The sequence below is a fragment of the Stakelama marina genome (assembly GCF_018122655.1).
Classification (GTDB): Bacteria; Pseudomonadota; Alphaproteobacteria; order Sphingomonadales; family Sphingomonadaceae; genus Sphingomonas; species Sphingomonas marina.
Window position 1 is genome coordinate 674598 of sequence record NZ_JAGRQC010000002.1, and the last position, 20803, is coordinate 695400.

21 protein-coding genes are annotated in these 20803 nt (G+C 64.1%); 11 read left to right on the plus strand and 10 right to left on the minus strand.

The features are described from left to right. Nucleotides 1–8: 8 nt before the first annotated feature. The 5 genes from J7S20_RS09695 to J7S20_RS09715 are packed head-to-tail and all read right to left on the minus strand — an operon-like array spanning nt 9 to nt 6461. On the minus strand, nt 9–398 hold the full coding sequence (locus J7S20_RS09695; RefSeq protein WP_284054001.1) for a DUF190 domain-containing protein: 390 nt from the start codon (nt 396–398) through the stop codon (nt 9–11). Further along, on the minus strand, nt 358–3594 hold the full coding sequence (locus J7S20_RS09700) for an efflux RND transporter permease subunit (protein WP_284054002.1): 3237 nt from the start codon (nt 3592–3594) through the stop codon (nt 358–360). The genes J7S20_RS09695 and J7S20_RS09700 overlap by 41 nt, the downstream gene beginning before the upstream one ends. Nucleotides 3595–3619: 25 nt before the next feature. Then, entirely contained in the window at nt 3620–4759 is a 1140-nt protein-coding gene (locus J7S20_RS09705) for an efflux RND transporter periplasmic adaptor subunit (RefSeq protein ID WP_284054003.1), read from the minus strand. 1 nt (nt 4760) lies between these two features. Next, complete coding sequence (locus J7S20_RS09710) at nt 4761–6068, minus strand: TolC family protein (RefSeq protein ID WP_284054004.1); 1308 nt, start codon at nt 6066–6068, stop codon at nt 4761–4763. A 51-nt stretch (nt 6069–6119) separates the two neighbouring features. Beyond that, nucleotides 6120–6461, minus strand: coding sequence for a hypothetical protein (locus J7S20_RS09715; protein WP_284054005.1), 342 nt, complete (start codon nt 6459–6461; stop codon nt 6120–6122). A 139-nt stretch (nt 6462–6600) separates the two neighbouring features. Here J7S20_RS09715 and J7S20_RS09720 point away from each other — a divergent pair, with 139 nt between their 5' ends. Next, complete coding sequence (locus J7S20_RS09720) at nt 6601–7251, plus strand: class I SAM-dependent methyltransferase (RefSeq protein ID WP_284054006.1); 651 nt, start codon at nt 6601–6603, stop codon at nt 7249–7251. Nucleotides 7252–7300: 49 nt separating this feature from the next. On the opposite strand, the gene J7S20_RS09725 is transcribed toward J7S20_RS09720, so the two are convergent. Continuing rightward, a complete protein-coding gene (locus tag J7S20_RS09725) occupies nt 7301–7429 on the minus strand; it encodes a manganese efflux pump (RefSeq protein ID WP_284054007.1) in 129 nt (42 codons plus the stop codon). 237 nt (nt 7430–7666) lie between these two features. Between J7S20_RS09725 and J7S20_RS09730 the strand changes: the two genes are divergently transcribed. The 6 genes from J7S20_RS09730 (at nt 7667) to J7S20_RS09755 (ending at nt 15798) form a co-directional block, all read left to right on the plus strand. After that, nucleotides 7667–8074, plus strand: coding sequence for a hypothetical protein (locus J7S20_RS09730; RefSeq protein WP_284054008.1), 408 nt, complete (start codon nt 7667–7669; stop codon nt 8072–8074). A gap of 170 nt (nt 8075–8244) precedes the next feature. Continuing rightward, on the plus strand, nt 8245–9498 hold the full coding sequence (locus J7S20_RS09735; RefSeq protein WP_284054009.1) for a TolC family protein: 1254 nt from the start codon (nt 8245–8247) through the stop codon (nt 9496–9498). Beyond that, on the plus strand, nt 9495–10994 hold the full coding sequence (locus J7S20_RS09740) for an efflux RND transporter periplasmic adaptor subunit (protein WP_284054010.1): 1500 nt from the start codon (nt 9495–9497) through the stop codon (nt 10992–10994). Before J7S20_RS09735 ends, J7S20_RS09740 begins: the two co-directional genes overlap by 4 nt. Beyond that, nucleotides 10991–14131, plus strand: coding sequence for an efflux RND transporter permease subunit (locus J7S20_RS09745; protein ID WP_284054011.1), 3141 nt, complete (start codon nt 10991–10993; stop codon nt 14129–14131). Before J7S20_RS09740 ends, J7S20_RS09745 begins: the two co-directional genes overlap by 4 nt. After that, nucleotides 14128–14253, plus strand: a complete 126-nt coding sequence (locus J7S20_RS09750) for a hypothetical protein (protein WP_284054012.1) — start codon at nt 14128–14130, stop codon at nt 14251–14253. Before J7S20_RS09745 ends, J7S20_RS09750 begins: the two co-directional genes overlap by 4 nt. 51 nt (nt 14254–14304) lie before the next feature. Further along, complete coding sequence (locus J7S20_RS09755; RefSeq protein ID WP_284054013.1) at nt 14305–15798, plus strand: multicopper oxidase family protein; 1494 nt, start codon at nt 14305–14307, stop codon at nt 15796–15798. Between the two features lie 372 nt (nt 15799–16170). Here J7S20_RS09755 and J7S20_RS09760 read toward each other — a convergent pair whose 3' ends face one another. The 4 genes from J7S20_RS09760 to J7S20_RS09775 all read right to left on the minus strand — a co-directional run bounded on the left by J7S20_RS09760 (nt 16171) and on the right by J7S20_RS09775 (nt 19095). Further along, entirely contained in the window at nt 16171–16851 is a 681-nt protein-coding gene (locus J7S20_RS09760; protein WP_284054014.1) for a MerR family transcriptional regulator, read from the minus strand. Nucleotides 16852–16861: 10 nt separating this feature from the next. Continuing rightward, nucleotides 16862–17980 (minus strand): permease, encoded by a 1119-nt coding sequence (locus tag J7S20_RS09765; RefSeq protein ID WP_284054015.1) that lies wholly within the window; start codon nt 17978–17980, stop codon nt 16862–16864. Beyond that, nucleotides 17968–18105, minus strand: a complete 138-nt coding sequence (locus J7S20_RS09770) for a four-helix bundle copper-binding protein (protein WP_284054016.1) — start codon at nt 18103–18105, stop codon at nt 17968–17970. Before J7S20_RS09770 ends, J7S20_RS09765 begins: the two co-directional genes overlap by 13 nt. 576 nt (nt 18106–18681) lie before the next feature. After that, nucleotides 18682–19095 (minus strand): ion channel, encoded by a 414-nt coding sequence (locus tag J7S20_RS09775; RefSeq protein WP_284054017.1) that lies wholly within the window; start codon nt 19093–19095, stop codon nt 18682–18684. A 132-nt stretch (nt 19096–19227) separates the two neighbouring features. Here J7S20_RS09775 and J7S20_RS09780 point away from each other — a divergent pair, with 132 nt between their 5' ends. The 4 genes from J7S20_RS09780 to J7S20_RS09795 all read left to right on the plus strand — a co-directional run. After that, on the plus strand, nt 19228–19476 hold the full coding sequence (locus J7S20_RS09780) for a hypothetical protein (RefSeq protein WP_284054018.1): 249 nt from the start codon (nt 19228–19230) through the stop codon (nt 19474–19476). Nucleotides 19477–19478: 2 nt separating this feature from the next. Further along, complete coding sequence (locus J7S20_RS09785) at nt 19479–19913, plus strand: Spy/CpxP family protein refolding chaperone (RefSeq protein WP_284054019.1); 435 nt, start codon at nt 19479–19481, stop codon at nt 19911–19913. After that, nucleotides 19910–20488 carry an RNA polymerase sigma factor gene (locus J7S20_RS09790; RefSeq protein ID WP_284054020.1) on the plus strand — a complete coding sequence of 193 codons (579 nt, stop codon included), beginning with the start codon at nt 19910–19912 and terminating at the stop codon, nt 20486–20488. The genes J7S20_RS09785 and J7S20_RS09790 overlap by 4 nt, the downstream gene beginning before the upstream one ends. A gap of 33 nt (nt 20489–20521) precedes the next feature. After that, nucleotides 20522–20803: twin-arginine translocation signal domain-containing protein (locus J7S20_RS09795; protein ID WP_284054021.1), on the plus strand; the 282-nt coding region annotated here is incomplete at its 3' end.

The following is a 20803-nucleotide window of genomic DNA, read 5'->3' on the forward strand; positions in this document are numbered from 1 at the left end:
CCTTTCTGTCAGTCGCGCCGAAGCGGCATCAGCGTTTCGACGCGCTCGAGCGTCATCAGGCCGATATGATGAAGATCGGCGACCGTATGGGCGAACGCACGGAGCGCAGCCTCTTGGTCGACCATTTCAATCACCACCGGCAGATTGTCCGCGATACCGAACGCGTGATGCTCATGGATCGGCGCCGTTCGGGCACCGAAACCCGCCCGGCCGCGCAGGACGGTCGCGCCGGCCAGCCCGGCGCGCCTCGCGCGCCGGATGACCAAATCCATTACTGCTTCATCGCCGTGGCGGGCATTCTCGTCGGTATAAAGCCGAAGCAACATCGTTTCTTCACTCATTTCGTTTCTCCTGTCCTCAAACGGTCGTAGCTTCGTGATGAAGCTCGGCGACCGCATTCTTCCGCTTCCGGCCAAGCACCAGCTTCGAGATCGCCGGCAGCACGAACAACGTCAGGATGGTCGCGGTGATGAGTCCGCCGATCACCGTGATCGCCAGCGGTTTCTGCACCTCGGCGCCGGTGCCGTGCGCGATTGCCATCGGCACGAAGCCGAGCGACGGCACGATCGCCGTCATCAGCACCGAGCGGAAGCGCTCCATCGCGCCGCCCTCGATCGCCTCGCCGACTTCCATGCCCGATTTGAGCCTGGCCTGGATGCTGGTCATCATCACCAGACCGTTCAGCACGGAGACGCCGAACAGCACGATGAAGCCGACCGCCGCCGAGATCGAGAAGAGCTGCCCGGTCAGGAACAGCGCGAAGATGCCGCCCGAAATCGCCAGCGGAACCGCGGCGAAGATCGCCGCCGCCATCCCGATGCTTTCCAGCGCCATCAAGAGCAGAACGAAGATCAGCACCGCCGCGATGGGAATGACGATCATCAGCCGCTGCGACGCCGCCTGCAGGCTCTGGAACTGCCCGCCCCATTCGAGATACATGCCCGCTGGCAGATCGACCTGGCTTCGGACCTTCGCCTGCGCTTCGGCGACGAAGGTGCCGACATCACGCCCGCGCACATTCGACTGGATGACGACACGCCGCTTACCGTTGACGCGGCTGATCTGGTTGATCCCCTCGACCTCCTTGAAGTCGACGAGCTGTCGCAGCGGCACCGAATGGCGTCCTGCGCTCGCTTCTTGCGGCAACATGACCGGAATCGCACCGATCGCGTCGATATTGTCGCGGGTGGCGTCTGGCATGCGCACGACAACGTCGAACCGGCGATCACCCTCGAACACCACGCCTGCTTCGCGGCCGCCGAGTGCGGCCGAAACCGTCTTGGCGACATCTTCGACCTGCAGCCCTAGCCCGGAGATCGCGGCGCGATCGAAGCGGAAGTCGAGCGTCGGAAACCCGCCGGTCTGGTCGGCCTGAACGTCGGCCGCACCGTCGATCGATTGCAGGACGCGTGCGATCTGTTCCGACGTCGTCGCCATCTGGTCGAGATCGTCGCCATAAAGCGAGATCGCGACCGTGCCACGCACGCCCGAGATGAGTTCGTTGAACCGCATCTCGATCGGCTGGGTGAAGCTGAACGCGTTACCGACGAGCGGTTGCAGCTTCGCATCGAGCTTCTTCGCAAGTTCCGCCTTGCTGAGGTCCGGATCGGGCCATTCCTCCTCCGGCTTGAGCATCACGAAGCTGTCCGACCGGTTCGGCGGCATCGGATCGGACGCCACCTCGGCGGTGCCGGTTTTGGAAAATACGTAGTCGACCTCTGGCACGCTCATCAGCGCGCGTTCGACGTCGCGCTGCATCTTCGCCGATTGTTCGAGCGAGGTGGAGGGGATGCGAATCGCCGAGACGGCAAAGTCCTTTTCATCAAGCTGCGGGATGAACTCGCGCCCGACGAACTGGAACACGACGAGCGACAGCGCAAACACCGCGACGCCCGTTCCGATCGTGACCCAGGGGCGCGCCAGCGCGCGCGGCAGGCCGCGGGCATAGCGATCCTTGAGCCAGGCAATCGCCCGCACCTCCTTTTCGGCGACCCGTCCGCGGATGACCACCGCCAGTAGCGCGGGCACCAACGTCATCGATAGGATGAAAGCCGCGACCAGTGCGAGCATCACCGTGATCGCCATCGGCGAGAAGGTCTTGCCCTCGACGCCGGTAAAGGTCAGCAGCGGCGCGAACACCATGAGGATGATCGCCTGTCCGAACAACGAAGGCCGGATCATCTCCTTGACCGAGCCCGCAACCTCCTCGAGCCGCTCGCCGACGTTCAGCAGCCGGCCTTCATGTTCCTGCCGTTCCGCCATGCGGCGCAGGAAATTCTCGACGATGATCACCGTGCCATCGACGATCAGCCCGAAATCAAGCGCGCCGAGGCTCATCAGATTGCCCGGCACTTTCAGCCAGTTCATCCCGATCGCCATCATCAGAAACGAAAACGGGATGACGAGCGCGGAAATGATCGCCGCGCGGAAATTGCCGAGAAGCAGGAACAGCGACACGATGACGAGCAGCGCACCTTCGGTCAGGTTCTTCTGGATCGTCTCGATCGTCGCGTTGACCAGTTTCGAACGGTCGAGCGTGACCTGCAATTCGACCCCCGGCGGAAGCGACGGCCTGATCTGTTCCAACCTTTCGCCAGCGTCCTGCGCGACTGCCCGGCTGTTTTCGCCGAGCAGCATCAGCGCGGTTCCGATCACCGCCTGATTGCCGTTTTCCGATGCCGCGCCGGTTCGCAGCTCGCCGCCGATCGAAACCGAGGCGACGTCGGACAGGCGGATGGGAACGCCGGCACGGTCAGCGATCACCGCATTCTCGATCTGGTCGATCGAGGTGATGCGCGCATCGACCCGGGCGAGGAACGCCTCGCCCCCGCGGTTGACGTAGTTCGCGCCGACCGAGAGGTTGTTGCGTTCGAGCGCGTCGGCGACATCCATGAACGACAGGCCGTAGGAGGAAAGCTTCGCGGGGTCAGGTTGGACCAGATACTTCTTCTGGTAGCCGCCGATCGAGTCGACGCCGGCAATGCCGGGAACGGTTCGCATCTGAAGCGCGACGATCCAGTCCTGAACGGTGCGCAGATAAGCGGCCTTGGCAGTCTCGGTCGTCAGCCGCTGACCTTCTGGCGTGATATAGGACCCGTCGCTCTGCGGCCCCGGCTTGCCGTCGCGCACCTTGGCATCCTTGGTCCCCGGCTCGGCATAGCGGATCGACCACATCAGCACTTCGCCGAGACCGGTCGAGATCGGGCCCATGGTCGGCTGCACACCCTGCGGCAGCGCGTCGCCGATCTGGTTAAGCCGCTCGCCGACCTGCTGGCGGGCGAAATAGATGTCGGTATCGTCGCTGAAGATCGCGACGACCTGGCTGAACCCGTTGCGGGTGATCGAGCGTGTCGTCTCCAGCCCCGGGATGCCCGCAAGCGACGTTTCCACCGGAAACGTCACCAGCTTTTCCATGTTGACGGGGGATAGCTCGGGCGCGACCGAATTGATCTGCACCTGATTGTTGGTGATGTCGGGAACCGCGTCGATCGGCAGCTTCTTGAGCTGGAACAACCCGAAGGCCGCGATCGCCGCGATGATGAAGAGGACCAGATACCGGTGTCGGACCGATCCGTCGATTAGCTTGGCTAGCATGTCGCGTATCTCCTGATCGGTCCGGTCACTCTTCCTCGCCCGAACCCTTTTCGAGTTCGGCCTTGAGGAGGAAGGCATTGGCGCCGGCGATCGTCTCGCCGGGCTTCAGCCCGTTCAGGATCTGCGCCGCCGCGCTGGTGCGCGCGCCGAGTTGCACGGGGCGCGGGGCGAAGCCCTTGTCCGTCCGCACGAAGACGACGTCGCGCCCGCCGACCGACTGCACCGCTTCGGCGGGGACCGACAGGCCGGCTTCACCACCCTTTGCGGCGGTGATGCGAGCGCGGATGTAATCACCCGGCGTCAACATGCTACGGCCGGCGGTTGGCGTCAGGATCACCGTCAGCGTGCGACTTTCGGGATTGGCGGACGGCGTGACCGAGCGAACCCGCGCCGGGATCTCCTGCCCGCCCGCCTCGATCACGGCACGCGCGCCGCGCTCGATCCGGCGGCCATCGGCGACCGGCACCGAGACCTGCGCCTGGACGAGATTGGGGTTGGCGATGCGGAACAGCTCGGTTTCCGGGCTGACATAATTGCCGAGCTTGGCCGGCGCCGCGGTGACGCTTCCCGAAATCGGCGATCGGACCAGCACATAGCGCCCGGTCACGCCCGCCGCGGCAGCGGAACCCTGCGCCGCATCGACTGCGGCGACCGCGGCCTGATAGTCGGCGCGGGCCTTTTGCAGATCGGCCTCGGCGGTGACCTTCGCATCGAACAGGCGCTGCTCGCGCTCATATTCGGCCCTTGCCTGGGCGGCACGCGCTTGCGCCGCACGCAAGTCGCCGGAAATATCGGCTGCGTCGCGACTCTCGATGCGGGCGACCGTCTGGCCGCGCGAGACGGCGTCGCCGATCTGCTTGGTGATCCGGGTGATGCGCCCCTCGGCACCGGCGGTGAGGACGGCGACGCCGCTGGGCGGTGCCTCGATCGACCCCTGGGCGACGATTTCGGACCCGAACGCACCCGGGCCGACCTCGACCAGCGCGATGTCGGCGGCCTTGATCCGCTCGGGCGTCATCGCGACGCTGTCGGGAGTAGTGGCGGTTTCCGGCGCGGTCGCCGGCGCCTGGTCGGGCGATGCGTCCCCGCTTCCGCTGAGCAGATATCCGGTGCCGCCGGATATGATGGCGATTGCCGCGAACGCGGCGATGATGTTGCGATTCATGTCAGTTGGTCCCCTGGGTGAAGGGCGCGGCAAGGCGCGCAAGCGCCGCCGCTGCCTCCGCGCGGGCGCGCCGCGCATCGATCAGATCGGTTTGGAGAAGCGCGAGGCTTCGCTGGGCATCGAGCAATTCGATCAGCGACGACTTGCCGGCGCGATAGGACAGGTCGGCAAGGCGCAGCGCTTCCTTTGCCTCGCCGATCCCGCTGTCGCGCAGGGCGGTCAGGCGCGCGTCAGCGGCGCGCAGCTCGGCACGCGCGGTGTCGATTTCCGCCCGGGTCCGGTTCTCGACATCGACCAGCCTCGCTTCCGCAGCGACGCGTTCGGCACCGGCGGCAGCGATATTGCCCTGATTGCGGTCGAAGACCGGCAGCGGCAGCGATATGCCCGCCACCAGTCCGACATCGCCGGTCTCACGCACTGCTCTCACACCCAGACCGATCGACGGATCGACCCGACCCTCGGCCCGCGCGTTGCTCACCTGCGCTTCGGCAATCGCCGTTTCCGCGCGGGCGAGTAGCACATCGAGCGCTTCCGGAGCACTGATGCTGGCCGGCATCGGCACCTCGACAGCGCCGACCACCTGTGCCGGCGGCGTTTTGCTGCCAAGCAGCGTACCGAGCGCCGCGCGAGCGGCTTGCTCTTCGGCCTGCGCCGCCTCGACCGCCGCCCGTTCGCGGGCGAGCGCGGCGCGCGCGCGCAGCGCCCGAAGCGGTGGCTCGCGTCCGGCATCGACCAGTTCCCCCGCGATTCGAGCGAGTTCACGCGACCGGTCGGCATTGTCGCGGGCGACCGCAAGCTGCTCTCGCGCCGCTATCGCCCGGGCAAAGCGCTGCCGGACGTTCTGGATGAGGTCGGCGCGAGCGATCGCCAGCCGCAAGGTTTCAGCGAATAGTCGCGCTTCGGCGACCGTCACACGTGCCTTGCGGTGGCCGGCAAGGTCGATCTGCTGGTTGATCGAGGCGGTCAGCTCGGTGCTTCGAAACCCTTCGAAAGCGCCGGAGCCCAGGAAATTCTGAGCCTCGACGCTGAGCGTGGGGTTTACCCGAAAGCCAGCCTGGCGAACGCGTGCACGCGCAGCGTCGACCTGGCTCTGCGCGTCCACGATGCGCGGCGAGCGAGCCGCCGCTAGGGCGAGCGCTTCCGCAAGGCTGAGCCGCTCCGGCAACTTTGCCGTGGACGATACTGGCGGCGCGCCTTGCGCGACAGGCCCCATCGTGGCCGGCGGTCCGGCCACGGTTTGCGCCGACAAGGGCGATGTGCCCCAGCCGGTCGCGGCCACGGCGAAGGCCGCGGCGACGATACGATACATGAATTATCTCCTGACGAACGGACATCCCCCGTGAGGGGGCGGACGCATTTGTCAGGCGCGCGGAGGCCTCAGCATGTCGTCGGCCGGTGCCGGATCCAGCGGCCGTGACGGAAGCGCAAGACCGATATCCCGCAGCGATACCGGGACCTCGGACGCGACCGCATCCACAGGTGCTGTCAGGTGATGGCAATGCGAGGCATGAGGGTGCGGTGCGGACTTCTCACCGTCGCTATCGCCGGTCTTGCCGTCGTTATCGGCGGTGCACTCGACCGCGCCGGCAAGATGCGAAACCGGCGCCTCCATGACATGCGCGACCGCACTTGCCGCCAATAACAGCGACAGCAGCGTTCCCAGAACAAGAGCGATCAATCCTCGCATGCGGCGTGCATCCATAGTGCCACCGCGTGCTTAGTCAAACTCAAAAATGTATCCTGACGCCGCACGGGCTATGTATTGATATAGCATGAATTGGCGAGGATGGCTTCAATACTCCTCTTCAGCAAGAGCAGTCGACATGCTACCGTGACGAGTGATGGTTCTCGAGAATGACCAAGTTAAGAAGGTCTATGGCAGGACCGCGAAATTCTATGACGCCGCTCTGGTCATTTACCGGCTCGCGGGAATTGGCCGACAGCGCGCGACTTCGATCGATGCGCTGAACCTTCGGCCCGGCGCAACGGTCGTCGATCTTGGCTGCGGGACCGGCGCGAACCTCGCGATGTTGGTCCGGAGGGTCGGACCGACCGGCCGGGTCGTCGGCATCGATCTTTCTCCGGAAATGCTGGCCAAGGCCCGTGAACGGGTCGCCGATAACGGTTGGGACAATGTGGAGCTACGATGCGGTGACCTCAGAACCGCCGACTTGCCAGACGCACTTGACGGCGCGGTGGCAACATTCGCACTCGAAATGCTGCCCGATCACGCCGAGGTGGTAGCGCGCGTAGCAGATCGACTGCAACCGGGGGCACGCTTCGCTTGTCTCGGGCTGAAGGAACCCGAGCACTGGCCGAAATGGCTCATCGACCTGGCAATCTTCATCAACCGCCCGTTCGGCGTCAGCCGCGACTATGCCGCCATCAAGCCCTGGCACGCGATCGAGGAGTTGCTTTCACCCGTCAGCCACAAGGAATTCCTCGCCGGTGCGGCATATCGCTGCGTCGCGGAAGCGATAGGACCTATCTGACGTACGACAAGCTCCCAGACGCATTGAGCGACGTTGGGGTCTCTCGCCGCTAGGCCCATATGTGTTGATGGAGCATCGATACGTCGATCACGATCAGCGCCACGCGGCCCAGCGCCTCCGCGCTTTTCCCCATATACTCATCGGCCTTGCGTCCGAGCAGGACGCCGATTGTCGCCATTAGCGTGGTTGGACAGGGTTTGCCATTGATCGGATCTCGTCACGGGCGAACCCCGCTCGGCAAATCCGAGGCGGCATAACTGTGATCTGTTGGAAGCATTTACCACAAGTATTATTCGGGTAAACTTTAGTCGAATACTTGAAATTCAGCAACTGCACCGCAGAAGCGAAAACACTACTACGCAAAGTACCCGTCAGAGATTTGGTCCCTTTCGCAGGCCACCACATTCCGCCACTGATGCTTTCGGTGTTGACAATTCGGCCAGATGCATGGCAGGGATCGCGCGTGTTGCGAACCGTGCTCTACTCGATCCTGTTATCGCTGCTTGCACTGACCGTGAGCGGGCAGGGCTTGGCGCATGCCCGTTCAACCGATGCGACCGTGACTGCGAGTACGTCGTCTTCCGCCGACTGCATGCGGATGATGAACGACACCAACAAGAGCGGCCCGGACAAGCAAGGCTGCGATTTCGCGACCTGTCTTGTCAGCATGGCCGGGTGCAGCGGCGTCATGGCGCCATCGGCCGACCCGGCGATCGCGCGTCGCGTTGCACTGTCGGACGACATCGCGTTCGCCCCGTCCTCCGCGCGCTTGACCGGCTTGACGGTCGCACCCCCACTCGCGCCTCCGCGCCCATCTCTCTGATCCTTTAGGCAACGGCGCCGCGACCACGCGGCGGACGTCTCGGCTACCCGGTTACATGGGGGCCTTTGCGTCGCCGCGGCGTGCGCCTCTTCCCGCGACATCACCGCGAGCGCGGCAGATTCGCGACGTGCCCGTACACGCTTGGTACGCGGCGACACGAAGGCTCACGAATGAAGAACCCTATGCAAGGCGCCGCCGCGCGCCTGGCGATCACCGTTGGGATGGCGGCGGTCGTGCAAACCACACCCGCCTCAGCGCAATCGTTGACGTTCGGACAGGCGGTCGAACGCGCCGAAGGCGACGCACCGTCGGTCGAGGCACGTTCGGAGCAAGCCGCGGCGGCGCGACGTTCCGCCGTCGCCGCCGATCAGCTCCCCGATCCGACGATCGATCTCGATTTCAACGACTTCCGGTTGACGCAGGCTGCGCCGGTGACGCCCAACGGCTACGTCCGGCAAACCATCGGTGTCCGTCAGGAATTTCCCAATCTCAAGAAGCGCCATGCTCGCGCCGACCGGGCGGCGGCGGACATCACCGCCGCCGACGCGCGCGAGGCGGTCGCGGTTCGCGAGGCCAGGCTCGGCGCGGCGCTGGCCTGGGTCGATCTCTATTTCGCCCAAAAGCGCCTCGACATCCTCGCGAAACTGGAGAGCGATATCGGCGACCTGCAAAAGACGATGGGCGCGCGGCTCGCCTCGGGCAGCGCCACCGGCGCCGAGGCGTTCGATCCCGACATTCTTGCCGCCAAACTTGCCGACCGCCGGAGCGAGCGCGAGGCGGCGATCTCTAAGGCGCGCGCCGAGCTGCGGCGCTGGACCGGTATCGCCGCGCCCCAGGTCGAAGGCCGGCCGCCTGCCACGGAGATCGACTCGACAGCGCTGGCCGCGCGGATCGATACGCTGCCCAGCCTGCGCGTGCGCGATGCCGCCATTGGTCAGGCGCAAGCCGATGTCCGCCTCGCCCGCGCCGAGAAGCATCCCGACTGGGCGCTGAAGGCGTCGTTCGCGCACCGCCAGCCGCGGTTCGGCAATTTCGTGTCGGTTGGCGTTTCGATCGACCTTCCGCTCTTCGCCGGTAAGCGGCAGGATCCCGTGATCGACGCAAGGCTCGGCGATGAACAGGCGGCGCGGCTCGAGCGGATCGACGCCGAGCGTCAGGCCCGTGCCGCGCTGAGTAGCGATCTCGCCGACTATCGCATGCGGCGCGAGCAATATGAACGCGCGCGCGACACGCTGGTGCCCCTGTCGAAGAAGCGCGCCGTCGTCGCGCAGGAAAGCTACGCCGCCGGCCGGCTCGATCTGGGCGCCGCACTCAACCAGACGATCGCGTTAGCCGATGCCGAAATCGACCTTCTCGAACGCGAAGCGGCGCTCAAGCGCGTCGCCGTCCAAATCCTGTTCGCCTATACCGGAGACGCCAAGTGACCCTCGACAAATCTCTGAAGCTGCGGATTGCCGCGGCAATCGGCGTCGCCTCGCTGGCCGCCGGCGCCGGCGGCTATTTTCTGGCCGGACAGACCGGCGCCGCGCCGTCGGGCGCGGCAGCCGAGGACGGCCGCAAGATTCTCTATTGGTACGACCCGATGGTGCCGACCGAGCATTACGACAATCCCGATACGCTGTCGTCGATGGGCATGAAGACCATCCCCAAATATGCCGACGAGGCGGGCAATTCGGCACCCGGCGTCAAGATCGATCCGCGCGTCATGCAAAATCTCGGCATCCGCACCGCGACCGCACGGATGGGCACGCTGCGGTCGAGCGTCGATGTCACCGGCACGATCGATTTCAACCAGCGCGACGTTGCGGTCATCCAGGCACGGTCCGGCGGATTCGTCCAGCGCACCTATGGCCGGGCGCCGAGCGACCTGATCCGGCGCGGCGCTCCGATCGCCGATCTCCTGGTGCCCGAATGGGGCGGCGCGCAGGCCGAATATCTCGCGCTCCGGCGTGCGGGCGATCAGAGCCTCGCCACGGCGGCGCGCGAGCGGCTGAAACTGCTCGGGATGCCGGAGGACCTGATCGCGCGCGTCGACCGGACCGGGCGCGAACAGAATGTGGTGACGATCTCGACTCCTGTCGGCGGCGTCATCCAGACGCTCGACGTGCGCTCTGGCATGACGCTCGCCGCCGGTCAGACGCTGGCGCAAGTCAACGGGCTGGGGACGGTATGGCTCAACGCCGCCGTTCCCGAGGCGCAGGCCGGGCAGATCAGGGTCGGCGAAACCGCCGCCGCCGATGTCGCGAGCTATCCCGGCGAACGCTTCACCGGCCGGATCATCGCGGTTCTGCCGACCGCCGCCGAGGCCAGTCGCACGCTTACCGTGCGCATCGAGCTTGCCAATCGCGGCGGCCGCCTGAAACCCGGCATGTTCGCCACCGTGCATCTCGGCCAAAGCGGCGAACCGCATCTCCTCGTTCCGAGCGAAGCGGTGATCCGCACCGGAAAGCGCGACATCGTGATGCTGGCGACGGGCAATGGCCGCTTCCAGCCGGCCGAGGTGAAGCTGGGCCGCGAGGGCGGAGGCCAGACCGAAATCCTCGACGGTCTCGCCGCCGGCGAGAAGGTCGTCGCCTCGGGCCAGTTCCTCGTCGATTCCGAAGCCAGCCTCTCGGACCTTCAGGTCCGACCGCTCGACGCGCCGCGCCCGGCGCCCGCCGATAGCGTGAAAAAGGCGCAAGACGCCGGCGCGGACTATCCCGCCACCGGCAAGATCAAAGCCATCAAGCCCAACGCGATCACCATTTCGCACGGGCCGGTGCCGGCACTGCAATGGCCGGCAATGACGATGACCTTCGCGCTCGCCAAACCCGCACTGACACGCGGCTTCAAGTCGGGGGATCGTGTCACCTTCCACTTCCGCAAACAGGACGGAACGCACATCGTGACGAATATCACCCGCGCGGGAGGCGAAAAATGATCGAGGCGCTCGTTCGCGCCTGTGTTCGCGGGCGCTTTCTCGTCCTGCTGATGGTCGGGGCATTGCTCGCAGTCGGCATCTGGGCGGTCAAGACCACACCCGTCGACGCGCTGCCCGATCTGTCCGACGTGCAGGTCATCATCCGCACCAGTTATCCGGGGCAAGCGCCGCAGCTTGTCGAGGACCAGGTCACCTATCCGCTCGCGACTACGATGCTGTCGGTGCCGGGTGCACGGACGGTGCGCGGCTATTCGTTCAACGGCGACAGCTATGTCTACATTCTGTTCGACGACGGCACCGATCTCTATTGGGCGCGCTCGCGCGTCCTCGAATATCTCAGCCAGGTGCAAAGCCAGCTGCCCGAGGGCGCCAAGGCATCGCTCGGACCCGATGCGACCGGCGTCGGCTGGATCTATGAATATGCGCTGGTCGACAGGACCGGACAGCACGATCTTGCGCAGCTGAGGAGCATCCAGGACTGGTTCCTGCGCTACGAGCTCAAGACCGTCCCCGACGTCGCCGAGGTGGCAAGCATCGGCGGGATGGTGCGCCAGTATCAGATCGTGCTCGATCCCGAACGCATGGCCTCCTACGGCATCACCCAGGATGCCGTGATCAGCGCCGTTCGCAACGCCAACCAGGAAAAGGGCGGCTCGGTCGTCGAGATGGCGGAAAGCGAATATATCGTGCGCGCCAGCGGCTATCTCGAAAATCTCGATGATTTCCGGGCGATCCCCGTCGACACGGTGTCGGGCGGCATTCCGATCACGCTCGGCGACGTCGCCACGATCCAGACCGGCCCCGCTATCCGGCGCGGCGTCGCCGAACTGAACGGCCAAGGTGAGGTCGCGGGCGGCATCATCGTGCTGCGGTCGGGCAAGAACGCGCGGCAGGCGATCACCAACGTCAAGGCCAAGCTCGACGACCTCAAGAAGAGCCTCCCGCCCGGCGTTGAGATTGTGCCGACCTACGACCGGTCGTCGCTGATCGATCGCGGCGTCGACAACCTCAAGGAAAAACTGTTCGAGGAATTCATCGTCGTCGCGCTCGTCTGCGCGCTGTTCCTGTGGCACGCGCGCTCGGCGCTGGTCGCGATCCTCACCTTGCCGCTCGGCGTGCTGATCGCGCTGATCGTCATGCGCATCCAGGGCGTCAACGCGAACATCATGTCGCTCGGCGGCATCGCCATCGCGGTGGGCGCGATGACCGACGCCGCGATCGTGATGATCGAGAACGCGCACAAGCATATCGAGCGGTGGAACCACCTTCACCCCGACGATACGCTGAGGGGCGAGGCGCGCTGGCGCCTCGTCACCGCGTCCGCCGTCGAGGTCGCGCCGGCGCTGTTCCTCAGCCTGCTCATCATCGCCCTGTCGTTCGTGCCGGTATTCACGCTGCAGGGACAGGAAGGACGGCTGTTCGCGCCGCTTGCGTTCACCAAGACCTATGCGATGGCGGGCGCGGCGATCCTGTCGGTCACGCTCATTCCGATCCTGATGGGATATCTGATCCGCGGGCGGATACCGGAAGAGCAGGCCAATCCGATCAATCGCTGGCTGACGCGGATTTACCGTCCCGCGATCGACTGGGTCATGGTCCGCCCGAAGACGACGATCCTGATCGCGGGTCTCGTCTTCGCCTCGAGCCTGTGGCCCATCAGTCAGCTCGGCGGCGAATTCCTGCCGCAGATGGACGAGGGCGATCTGCTCTACATGCCGTCGACGCTGCCGGGGGTTTCGCCCGCCAAGGCGGCCGAGCTGCTCCAGCAGACCGACCGGATGATCAAGACCGTTCCCGAAGTGGAAACCGTCTTCGGCAAGGCGGGGCGCGCCGATACCGCGACCGATCCCGCGCCGCTGACGATGTTCGAAAGCGTCGTTCATTTCAAACCACGCGATCAGTGGCGCGAAGGCATGACGCCTGACAAGCTCGTCGACGCGCTCGACGCGGCGGTGAAGGTTCCCGGCATCGCCAACTTCTGGATCCCGCCGATCCGCAATCGGATTGAGATGCTGTCGACCGGCATCAAGAGCCCGATCGGGGTCAAGGTCTCGGGCGCCGAGCTGTCGACGATCGACGGCGTCGCGCAAAAGATCGAAGGCGTCGCGAAATCGGTCCCCGGCGTCACCTCGGCGCTCGCCGATCGGCTGTCCGGCGGACATTATATCGATGTCGATATCGACCGGGCGCGGGCCGGCCGTTACGGGCTTAACATCTCCGACGTGCAATCGATCGTTGCGAGCGCGATCGGCGGGCAGACGATCGGCGAGACGGTCGAAGGGCTGGCCCGCTATCCGATCAGCGTGCGCTATCCGCGCGAAATTCGCGACAGCCTGGAAGAGCTGCGCGCGCTGCCGATCCTCACTCCGTCGCGACAGCAAATCACGCTCGGCAGCGTCGCCGATGTGACGGTAAGTTCGGGGCCGCCGATGCTCCGGAGCGAGAATGGCAGGCCATCGACCTGGATCTATATCGACAGCCGCGGGCGCGACATCGCCTCGGTCGTCGAGGATCTTCAGGACGCGGTTCGTAGCCAGGTGAAGCTGCCGCCGGGCGTCAGCGTGTCCTACACCGGCCAGTTCGAATATCTGAAGCGCGCCGAGCAGCGGATGATGATCGTCGTTCCGGCGACGCTGCTCATCATCTTCGTCCTGCTCTATCTGATCTTCAAGCGGTTCGACGAGGCGCTGCTCGTCATGGCGACGCTGCCGTTCGCGCTGACCGGCGGGCTGTGGCTGCTCTATCTGCTCGGCTACAACCAGTCGGTCGCGACCGCGGTCGGTTTCATAGCGCTTGCCGGCGTCGCGGCCGAGTTCGGCGTGGTGATGCTTGTCTATCTCAAGCAGGCGCTCGCCGACCGTGGCTCCAATCCGAGCATTGCCGAAATTACGGCCGCGGTACGCGAAGGGGCGCTGCTGCGGGTGCGGCCCAAGGCAATGACCGTCGCGGTGATTTTGGCGGGCCTGCTGCCGATCCTGATAAGCGCGGGAACAGGGTCGGAAGTCATGCGGCGCATCGCGGCCCCCATGATCGGCGGCATGTTCACCGCACCGCTCATCTCGATGCTGGTTATTCCCGCCGGCTATCTGCTGTTGCACCGCCGGTCGGCCAAGAAAGAACAAGGAGAAACACCATGATGAACTGCGCGAGTGACATGCCGACCGGCATGATGGTGGGAATGGGCATCGTCTGGATCCTCATTCTTGCATGGCCCGTCCTCAGCCTGCTGGCGCTCGTCAAATATCTGCGATTCGGATGACGCCACCGGTTGCGTCCCGGATTGCCGATCCCAAGCCACGAAAGGAACAGCATGATCGACCGAAGACAACTGGTCGCGGGAGCGGCGCTGGGCGGGGGCATGATCGTCGCCGGCGTCACGCTGCCCGGTCTGTTCGACGAGTCTCGAACGGCAGTGTCGGGCGGCACCGGCGACCGTAAACCGCTCAACATTCCACCGCTGCTCCCGGGAGTTCAAGCCGGCGGCGCGCGCCAATTCTCGCTACGGCTGCAAAAGGGCGTCAGCGAATTTATCGAGAGGCGGACGACGCCAACCATCGGCATCAACAGCGCCTATCTCGGTCCCACGCTGGAAATGCATGCGGGCGAGCGGGTTCGCATGTCCGTGGTCAACGCGCTCGACGAGCCGGCGACGCTGCACTGGCATGGCTTCAACCTGCCGGCGGCAGCGGACGGCGGACCGCATCAGCCGATCGCACCGGGCGAGACGTGGTCGCCATCGTTTGAAATACGCGAACGCGGCGCGATGTTCTGGTATCATTCGCATATGCACCGCCGAGCGGGACCGCAGGTCTATGACGGGCTGGCGGGTGCGATTTACGTTCGCGACCGCGAAAGCGAGCGCCTCGCGCTTCCAGGCGAGTACGGCGTCGACGACGTTCCCCTCATCCTGCAGGACCGGTCGTTCGGCAGCGCTGGGGAGCTGATCTATTCGCCGTCGATGATGAACAGGATGATGGGCGTCACCGGCGATACGCTACTCGTGAACGGCGGCATCGGCCGGACATTCGATGCCGGCTCGGACCGGTTGCGTCTTCGCCTTCTCAACGGTTCGAACGCGCGCTTCTATCGCCTGTCGTTCAGCGATGGCCGGTCATTCCACCTGATCGGCACCGATGGCGGGCTGCTCGCCGCCGCCTTGCGAACCGACCATGTGATCCTGGCCCCTGCCGAACGCGCTCAGATCATCGTCGATCTTCAGGACGGTTTAGCGGTCAAGCTCCTGGCCGCCGATGCCCGGCGTACAATGATGCGCGGGGGAATGATGGCGCGCGGCGCGGACCGCGGCGAGCGCTTCGTCGCGCTCGACATCCGCCCGGGCGAAGCGAGGAGGCGCTGGGGGCCGCTGCCGCGGCGTCTCGTCGATCTCGCACCTCCGGATGCGAGCAAGGCGGTGCGGAAGCGGCGTTTCGTGCTCGACATGCCGATGGGAATGATGCGCGGCGGCGGGTTCACGATCAATGGACGCTCGATGGACATGCAGCGGATCGACGAAGCGGTAACGGTCGGAACCGATGAAATCTGGGAAATCGAGAACGCGTCGATGATGGCGCACCCCTTCCACGTCCACAATGTGCAGTTCCGTGTCCTCGATCGCGACGGCCGGCCCGCATCGGCCGAAGAACTGGGGCTCAAGGATGTCGTCGTTGTTCGCCCCCGCGAGCGCGTGCGCATCCTGGTGCGGTTCGAGGAATACACCGATCGCGATCTGCCCTATATGTATCATTGCCATATCCTTGAGCACGAGGACGCGGGCATGATGGGGCAGTTCACGGTGACGTCCTAGTTGCCAATGTTTGGCCGCCGAATCCAAAAGAGCTGAGGCTCTGGCTACAATCAAGCCAGGTTCCCGATACTGCTTCGCGTTGCTCCGGAAAACCGAGACGGGCAATCACCGGCCAAAACGGTCGTCTTGGCCGGTGATATCATACGATCAGTCGCAGCAAGGCATCCCGCAAGACGAGGCGGTTACCGGTTTCACTGCGTCGTGCGTTGCGCCCGGTGCCGCTGCATAGGCGGCCGAGCTGGTCAACAGCGCGACAATTGCGCCAACCATGATCCGTTTCATGTTGATCTCCATTAATTGATGGTCGTCCGGCGACCTTCACGGCCACCAGATACGGATATAGCATCCGTACCCAAGTACGAGGTCAACCGTTCATTCACCGGTTTTGTCGATTGGAGGCTCTACCGCATAGCCGTGCTGGGCAAGGGTGCGGTTGAGTGCGGCAGGTCCCGTCCAGGCATTGGTGACGGTCAATCGGGCCTGGCCTTGCGAATAGGAGACGTTTGCCGACCGCACGTCGGGCTGTTCGGCAATCATGTTTGCAGCGAGGTCCGCACAGTCTGGGCAGCGAAGACCTGCGATTAAAAGGGTGACGATGCGAACTGCAGGCTGCTCCGGCTCGAAATCTTCAGGGAAAGACAAAGTGTCCGACCGGGCACTTTCCAGCGATTCGATGATCGAGCAGTCATGAAGATCGCCGCAACCGGGACATTGCTCGACCAACGTGGAAAGCGCCTTGTCGATCTGCTGCAGGTGGAAAATCTTGTGCCGAACCTCGCGTCGCTTGGCGATCGCCTGGAGACGCACTGCCGAACGATCGGCCGTGGGATCGGAGCGCAGATCGAGAAGCTCACCGGCCTGGCGTAGCGTGAAACCGAGCTGTTGCGCCTCCTTGATGAACCGTATCTCGCGAACAACCTGATCGGAATAGCGGCGCACCGATCGGTCGGGCTTCGCAGGCTGCTCGATCAATCCCCGGCGTTCGTAGAAGCGGATCGTCTCGACGCTGACACCGGCCTTTTTCGCGGCCTTTCCGATCGTCATCGCGGTCATGGCTGTGCTCCTACGCTGACGTTTTCAGGCGGGATAGCAAGAGCGTTCCGCAAATCGCCATCAGGGTGACGATCAGGGTCGCGTCCAGCCGCACCTGCACGAACGAATCGAAATTGCCCTCCGTGAGCCGCGCCGGCACCCAGTGGATCGCGTTGAACACATATTCCATCAGGACCGCGCTCAGGAACATCGTGGCATAGAAAATCGCGAAAATGTAGATTGCTCCTCTCCAGCCGAAGAATCGACGCCACAGCGCCATCACCGGAAGCGTGATGAGATCGGCATAAATGCATGCGATGACGCCGCCGAACGAGACCCCTGACACCCAGAGAGCCGCGGCGAACGGCACATTGCCGATCGATCCGATGAAGCTCAGAACACCTGCCATGACGCCGACCGCGGCATTTTCGGCAATACCGGCCAAGCCTTGCGCGGGCACGAAAAGCGCGCGCCAGACCGTCACGAGCACCATTTCGACGATGAACCCTGCAAGAAGAAAGCCGATCAGCACGCTTTTGTAGATGACGCCCAGCGTATGAAAATAGTTGCGGGCGATCCTGCCCCAGCCCTTGCGCGTGCCCAGCTGCTCCCGCCAGTTGCCGTGTGACGATACGGTCCGGGTGAAAGTGACCGGACCCGGATCATCTGGATGGCTGTCGCGCAGCCGCTGCCGGGATTCCTCGAACAGCCGGCGCGGAAGGGTGAACGTCACCAAGACATACATGAACACGATGAGGACGAAACCGCCCAACAGCTCGGCGAGCAGGAACTGCCACCCGAGCAGGACGTAAATCAGGATGCCCAGTTCGAAGACGAGGTTGGTCGAAGCGAAGGCGAACGCGAACGACGCTTCCGCAGAAGCCCCCTTCTTGAACAAGGTCTGGGTGATGCTGAGCGCGCCGTAGGTGCATGCCGAACTGACGGCGCCGGCGACGGAAGCCTTGCCGACGCTGCGCAAGCCGCGCCCGCCGAGCTGCGCTGCCATCCAGTCCTGATCGACTAGCGTTTCGATCAATGCAGTGAGAAACACGCCGAGCAGGATCGGCCAGAGGGCACGGTACAATAGCCCCAGAGCCATAAGCAGACTCTGCAGAATGGGATCCCACATGGTCTCCGTCAGCCCGCGCATTCCAGACAGAGGCGCAGGCAGGTTTCCATTTCAGCATCGCCGATGAAGTGATCGGCACATCGTTCGCAGGAAACCATGCACTCCGTACAGGCCACGACGACGCTCTGAATATTCGAGGTTGTCACGATCAAGCTCCTTCTTTCGATCACGACCGGTGCGAATAGCGCTGCTAACGCGACCGGAAAGAACCAAAAAAGAGGTCTAGCGCCGGTACTATAGTACGGAGTCAAGCGGCGCTTATGCGGAGGGAGTTGTGGGCGGCCCCGCTCCAACACCGAGCGATTGATGCTGGCTAGCAGTTGGAACCAATGAGTATGCCGCTGGCGCTTGAGCAAATGAAGGCGAGATCAAACGCAAGCGAGGAATCGATGAGGCTCTTGCGAACTAATTCAGTACCCCCGACAAATAGCAGCAATATGGCCCATGCGATTCCAAGGGCCGCGGTGTTTACGAAAATTGTCAACCCCAAGGTCAGCACCGCCGCTTGGAGGCTCAAGCATTTAAAGCCAACGACTATCGGTACAACCAAGGCCAATACTAGAGGTATTATCTGGCGCAAGCCGAAACGCGTCAAATTACACTCCCCAAACCGAACTATGCTAGGCAGTTTATCACCGCTAATGTCGGTTCACACTACCTTGATTCCATCTGGTGATTCGCGCGTGTGGCGATCTACCGCGAAATCATCAACATTCGCAGTTTTATGCGTCTGTTTGATGCATCGACTGAAACACATAGGACGCCGAGCAACTGAGAAGTAGAAAACCCGTCAGCGATTCGACGCCAGCCAGAAACCGTAAATGGCCGACCGGATATACGTCGCCGAGACCAAGCGTCGTCATGTTGATCAGCGAGAAGTAGAATTGATCCATCGCATCCGGTGGCGAGGAGCCGGATAGCGCGCCTAGGCCCAAAAGCCCGCCAAAATGAAACCCTAAGGCGAACAACGCCGCGCCGGCCAGATGCAATCCGAGCAACAATGGCAGCAAGCACGCCATCCTCCAACCGTGCCCGGAGATGCGCCTGATATGGCGTGCCGTTCCGGCAATCCCCCCGATATGTACAGCGCAAGCTATCGCGAAAATCGCGAATGTCAGAATGACGGTGCTCAACATGTTTCGGCCATGTGAATGCAGACTCCCCAGATTTTCACCTGCGCTTACGCTCGCCAGGTGTCTTATCCCTCGGCCCGCGAGGGGAACTGCCTGGACAATACGTATTAGAGGTGAAAGCAGGAAGCGATGACAATGAAGCCAACACAATCCGACGTTGCAGCGCCGCTCGATGCAGCATTCATAAGTGGGGTATGGCAACGGATCGGCACGATTGCCGAACGACGAAGACGGTTGCGCCAGACGGCGTTGAGCGCGCTGTTCCTCGCCATCGCGACGGTTTCTGGGATGGGCATCGCTGGCAGCGAGCCCGCCCGCGCTCATCCCAGTGCTATCTGGGTAACCGACCATGCCCCCGCTGCGCTGCTCGATCTGGAAGGCTGAAGGTGCGGCGCGTTGGCCTCGTCTTTCTCATGCTTCTCGCCGTGGCGCTCGGCGCGCTCGGCGCGCTCGCCGTCGATCGATGGGTGCCGACGCATAGCACGGCGACCGGTCTCCATAGTTTTGTCCATGAGCGGTTGCAGCTGTCGCCCGACCAGGAGGCCGCGCTCGAAACGCTCGAGGCACGGTTCGGCGCGCGGCAGCGCGCGCTCGATCTCCAATTGCAGCAGGCCAATGTCGATCTCGCTCGTGCGATCGAGATCGAAGGGCGCAACGGCCCGCGAGTGAAAGCGGCCGTGGCAACCGTCCACGCCCGCATGGGCGCGCTCCAGGACGCCACGATCGATCACCTTTTCGCGATGCGCGCGCTCCTTACGCCGGCGCAGCGCGAGCGGTTCGATGCCCGGGTCACGCAATCGCTCACCAGCCAGCCGGAATGACCCCCGGGGACGGCGACACAGAGGCACAAGAGCAGGACCTTGTTCGGCGCGCGAGGGCCGGTGACCGCGCCGCCTATGACCGCCTGATCGCACGCCATGCGCCGCGCTTGTTGGCCATCGCCCAAGCGACAATGGGCAATCGCGCTGAAGCCGAAGACGCCGCGCAAGAGGCGCTTGCGCAGGCGTGGCTGAAGCTCGATCGTTTCGACGAAAGGCGCGCACTAGCTCCCTGGCTGGCACGCGTAACCCTCAACAAGTGCCGCGATCTCCTGCGGCGTCGGCGTTGGCGCTTCTTCATCGAAAACCCATTCGATCGGCTGGATCCGACGGCCGAACATGATCGTCCGGATCCCGAGGATCCCGTCGAGTCGATCGAGCGGCGCGACGAGCTCCGCCGCGTACAGGCGAAGATCGCGCGCCTCCCTGCGTCGCTTCGCGAGCCATTGATCCTCGTGACGCATGAGGGTTATTCACAAGGCGAGGCAGCTGCTATTCTCGGCATTTCGGAAAAGGCGGTGGAGACGCGCATTTACCGAGCACGGGCCAGGCTTCGCGGCGGCGCACAAAAAGCTTGAGGGTTGCCGAGCCAAGCACGCGTAAATGGCGATATGAGCAACGAGACATTCGAGAAGCCGCTTGGTCGGCGAAATTTCCTTCGCGCATCGGCACTCGCCGGCAGCACCTTACTTGTGCGTCCGGCCTGGGCGCGCGGGAGCGACCTGTCGCAGCCGCTGATCCGCCAGGGCTTTGACGAGGTGAGCGGCGAGACCATCGAACTTCGCGTTGGCCGAGGCCCGCGCTGCGTAGAGGGCCGCGCCGGACGCGGCATCGCGGTCAACGGCAGTGTTCCCGGACCGCTCATTCGGTTGCGCGAAGGTGATCCGGTGACA

Coding starts and splice junctions, on each gene's coding strand:
- J7S20_RS09695 (WP_284054001.1), bottom strand. CDS start 398: ATGCGGTCGCCGAGCTTCATCACGAAGCTACGACCGTTTGAGGACAGG.
- J7S20_RS09700 (WP_284054002.1), bottom strand. CDS start 3,594: ATGCTAGCCAAGCTAATCGACGGATCGGTCCGACACCGGTATCTGGTC.
- J7S20_RS09705 (WP_284054003.1), bottom strand. CDS start 4,759: ATGAATCGCAACATCATCGCCGCGTTCGCGGCAATCGCCATCATATCC.
- J7S20_RS09710 (WP_284054004.1), bottom strand. CDS start 6,068: ATGTATCGTATCGTCGCCGCGGCCTTCGCCGTGGCCGCGACCGGCTGG.
- J7S20_RS09715 (WP_284054005.1), bottom strand. CDS start 6,461: ATGGATGCACGCCGCATGCGAGGATTGATCGCTCTTGTTCTGGGAACG.
- J7S20_RS09720 (WP_284054006.1), top strand. CDS start 6,601: ATGGTTCTCGAGAATGACCAAGTTAAGAAGGTCTATGGCAGGACCGCG.
- J7S20_RS09725 (WP_284054007.1), bottom strand. CDS start 7,429: ATGGCGACAATCGGCGTCCTGCTCGGACGCAAGGCCGATGAGTATATG.
- J7S20_RS09730 (WP_284054008.1), top strand. CDS start 7,667: ATGCTTTCGGTGTTGACAATTCGGCCAGATGCATGGCAGGGATCGCGC.
- J7S20_RS09735 (WP_284054009.1), top strand. CDS start 8,245: ATGAAGAACCCTATGCAAGGCGCCGCCGCGCGCCTGGCGATCACCGTT.
- J7S20_RS09745 (WP_284054011.1), top strand. CDS start 10,991: ATGATCGAGGCGCTCGTTCGCGCCTGTGTTCGCGGGCGCTTTCTCGTC.
- J7S20_RS09750 (WP_284054012.1), top strand. CDS start 14,128: ATGATGAACTGCGCGAGTGACATGCCGACCGGCATGATGGTGGGAATG.
- J7S20_RS09755 (WP_284054013.1), top strand. CDS start 14,305: ATGATCGACCGAAGACAACTGGTCGCGGGAGCGGCGCTGGGCGGGGGC.
- J7S20_RS09760 (WP_284054014.1), bottom strand. CDS start 16,851: ATGACCGCGATGACGATCGGAAAGGCCGCGAAAAAGGCCGGTGTCAGC.
- J7S20_RS09765 (WP_284054015.1), bottom strand. CDS start 17,980: ATGCGCGGGCTGACGGAGACCATGTGGGATCCCATTCTGCAGAGTCTG.
- J7S20_RS09775 (WP_284054017.1), bottom strand. CDS start 19,095: ATGTTGAGCACCGTCATTCTGACATTCGCGATTTTCGCGATAGCTTGC.
- J7S20_RS09780 (WP_284054018.1), top strand. CDS start 19,228: ATGAAGCCAACACAATCCGACGTTGCAGCGCCGCTCGATGCAGCATTC.
- J7S20_RS09790 (WP_284054020.1), top strand. CDS start 19,910: ATGACCCCCGGGGACGGCGACACAGAGGCACAAGAGCAGGACCTTGTT.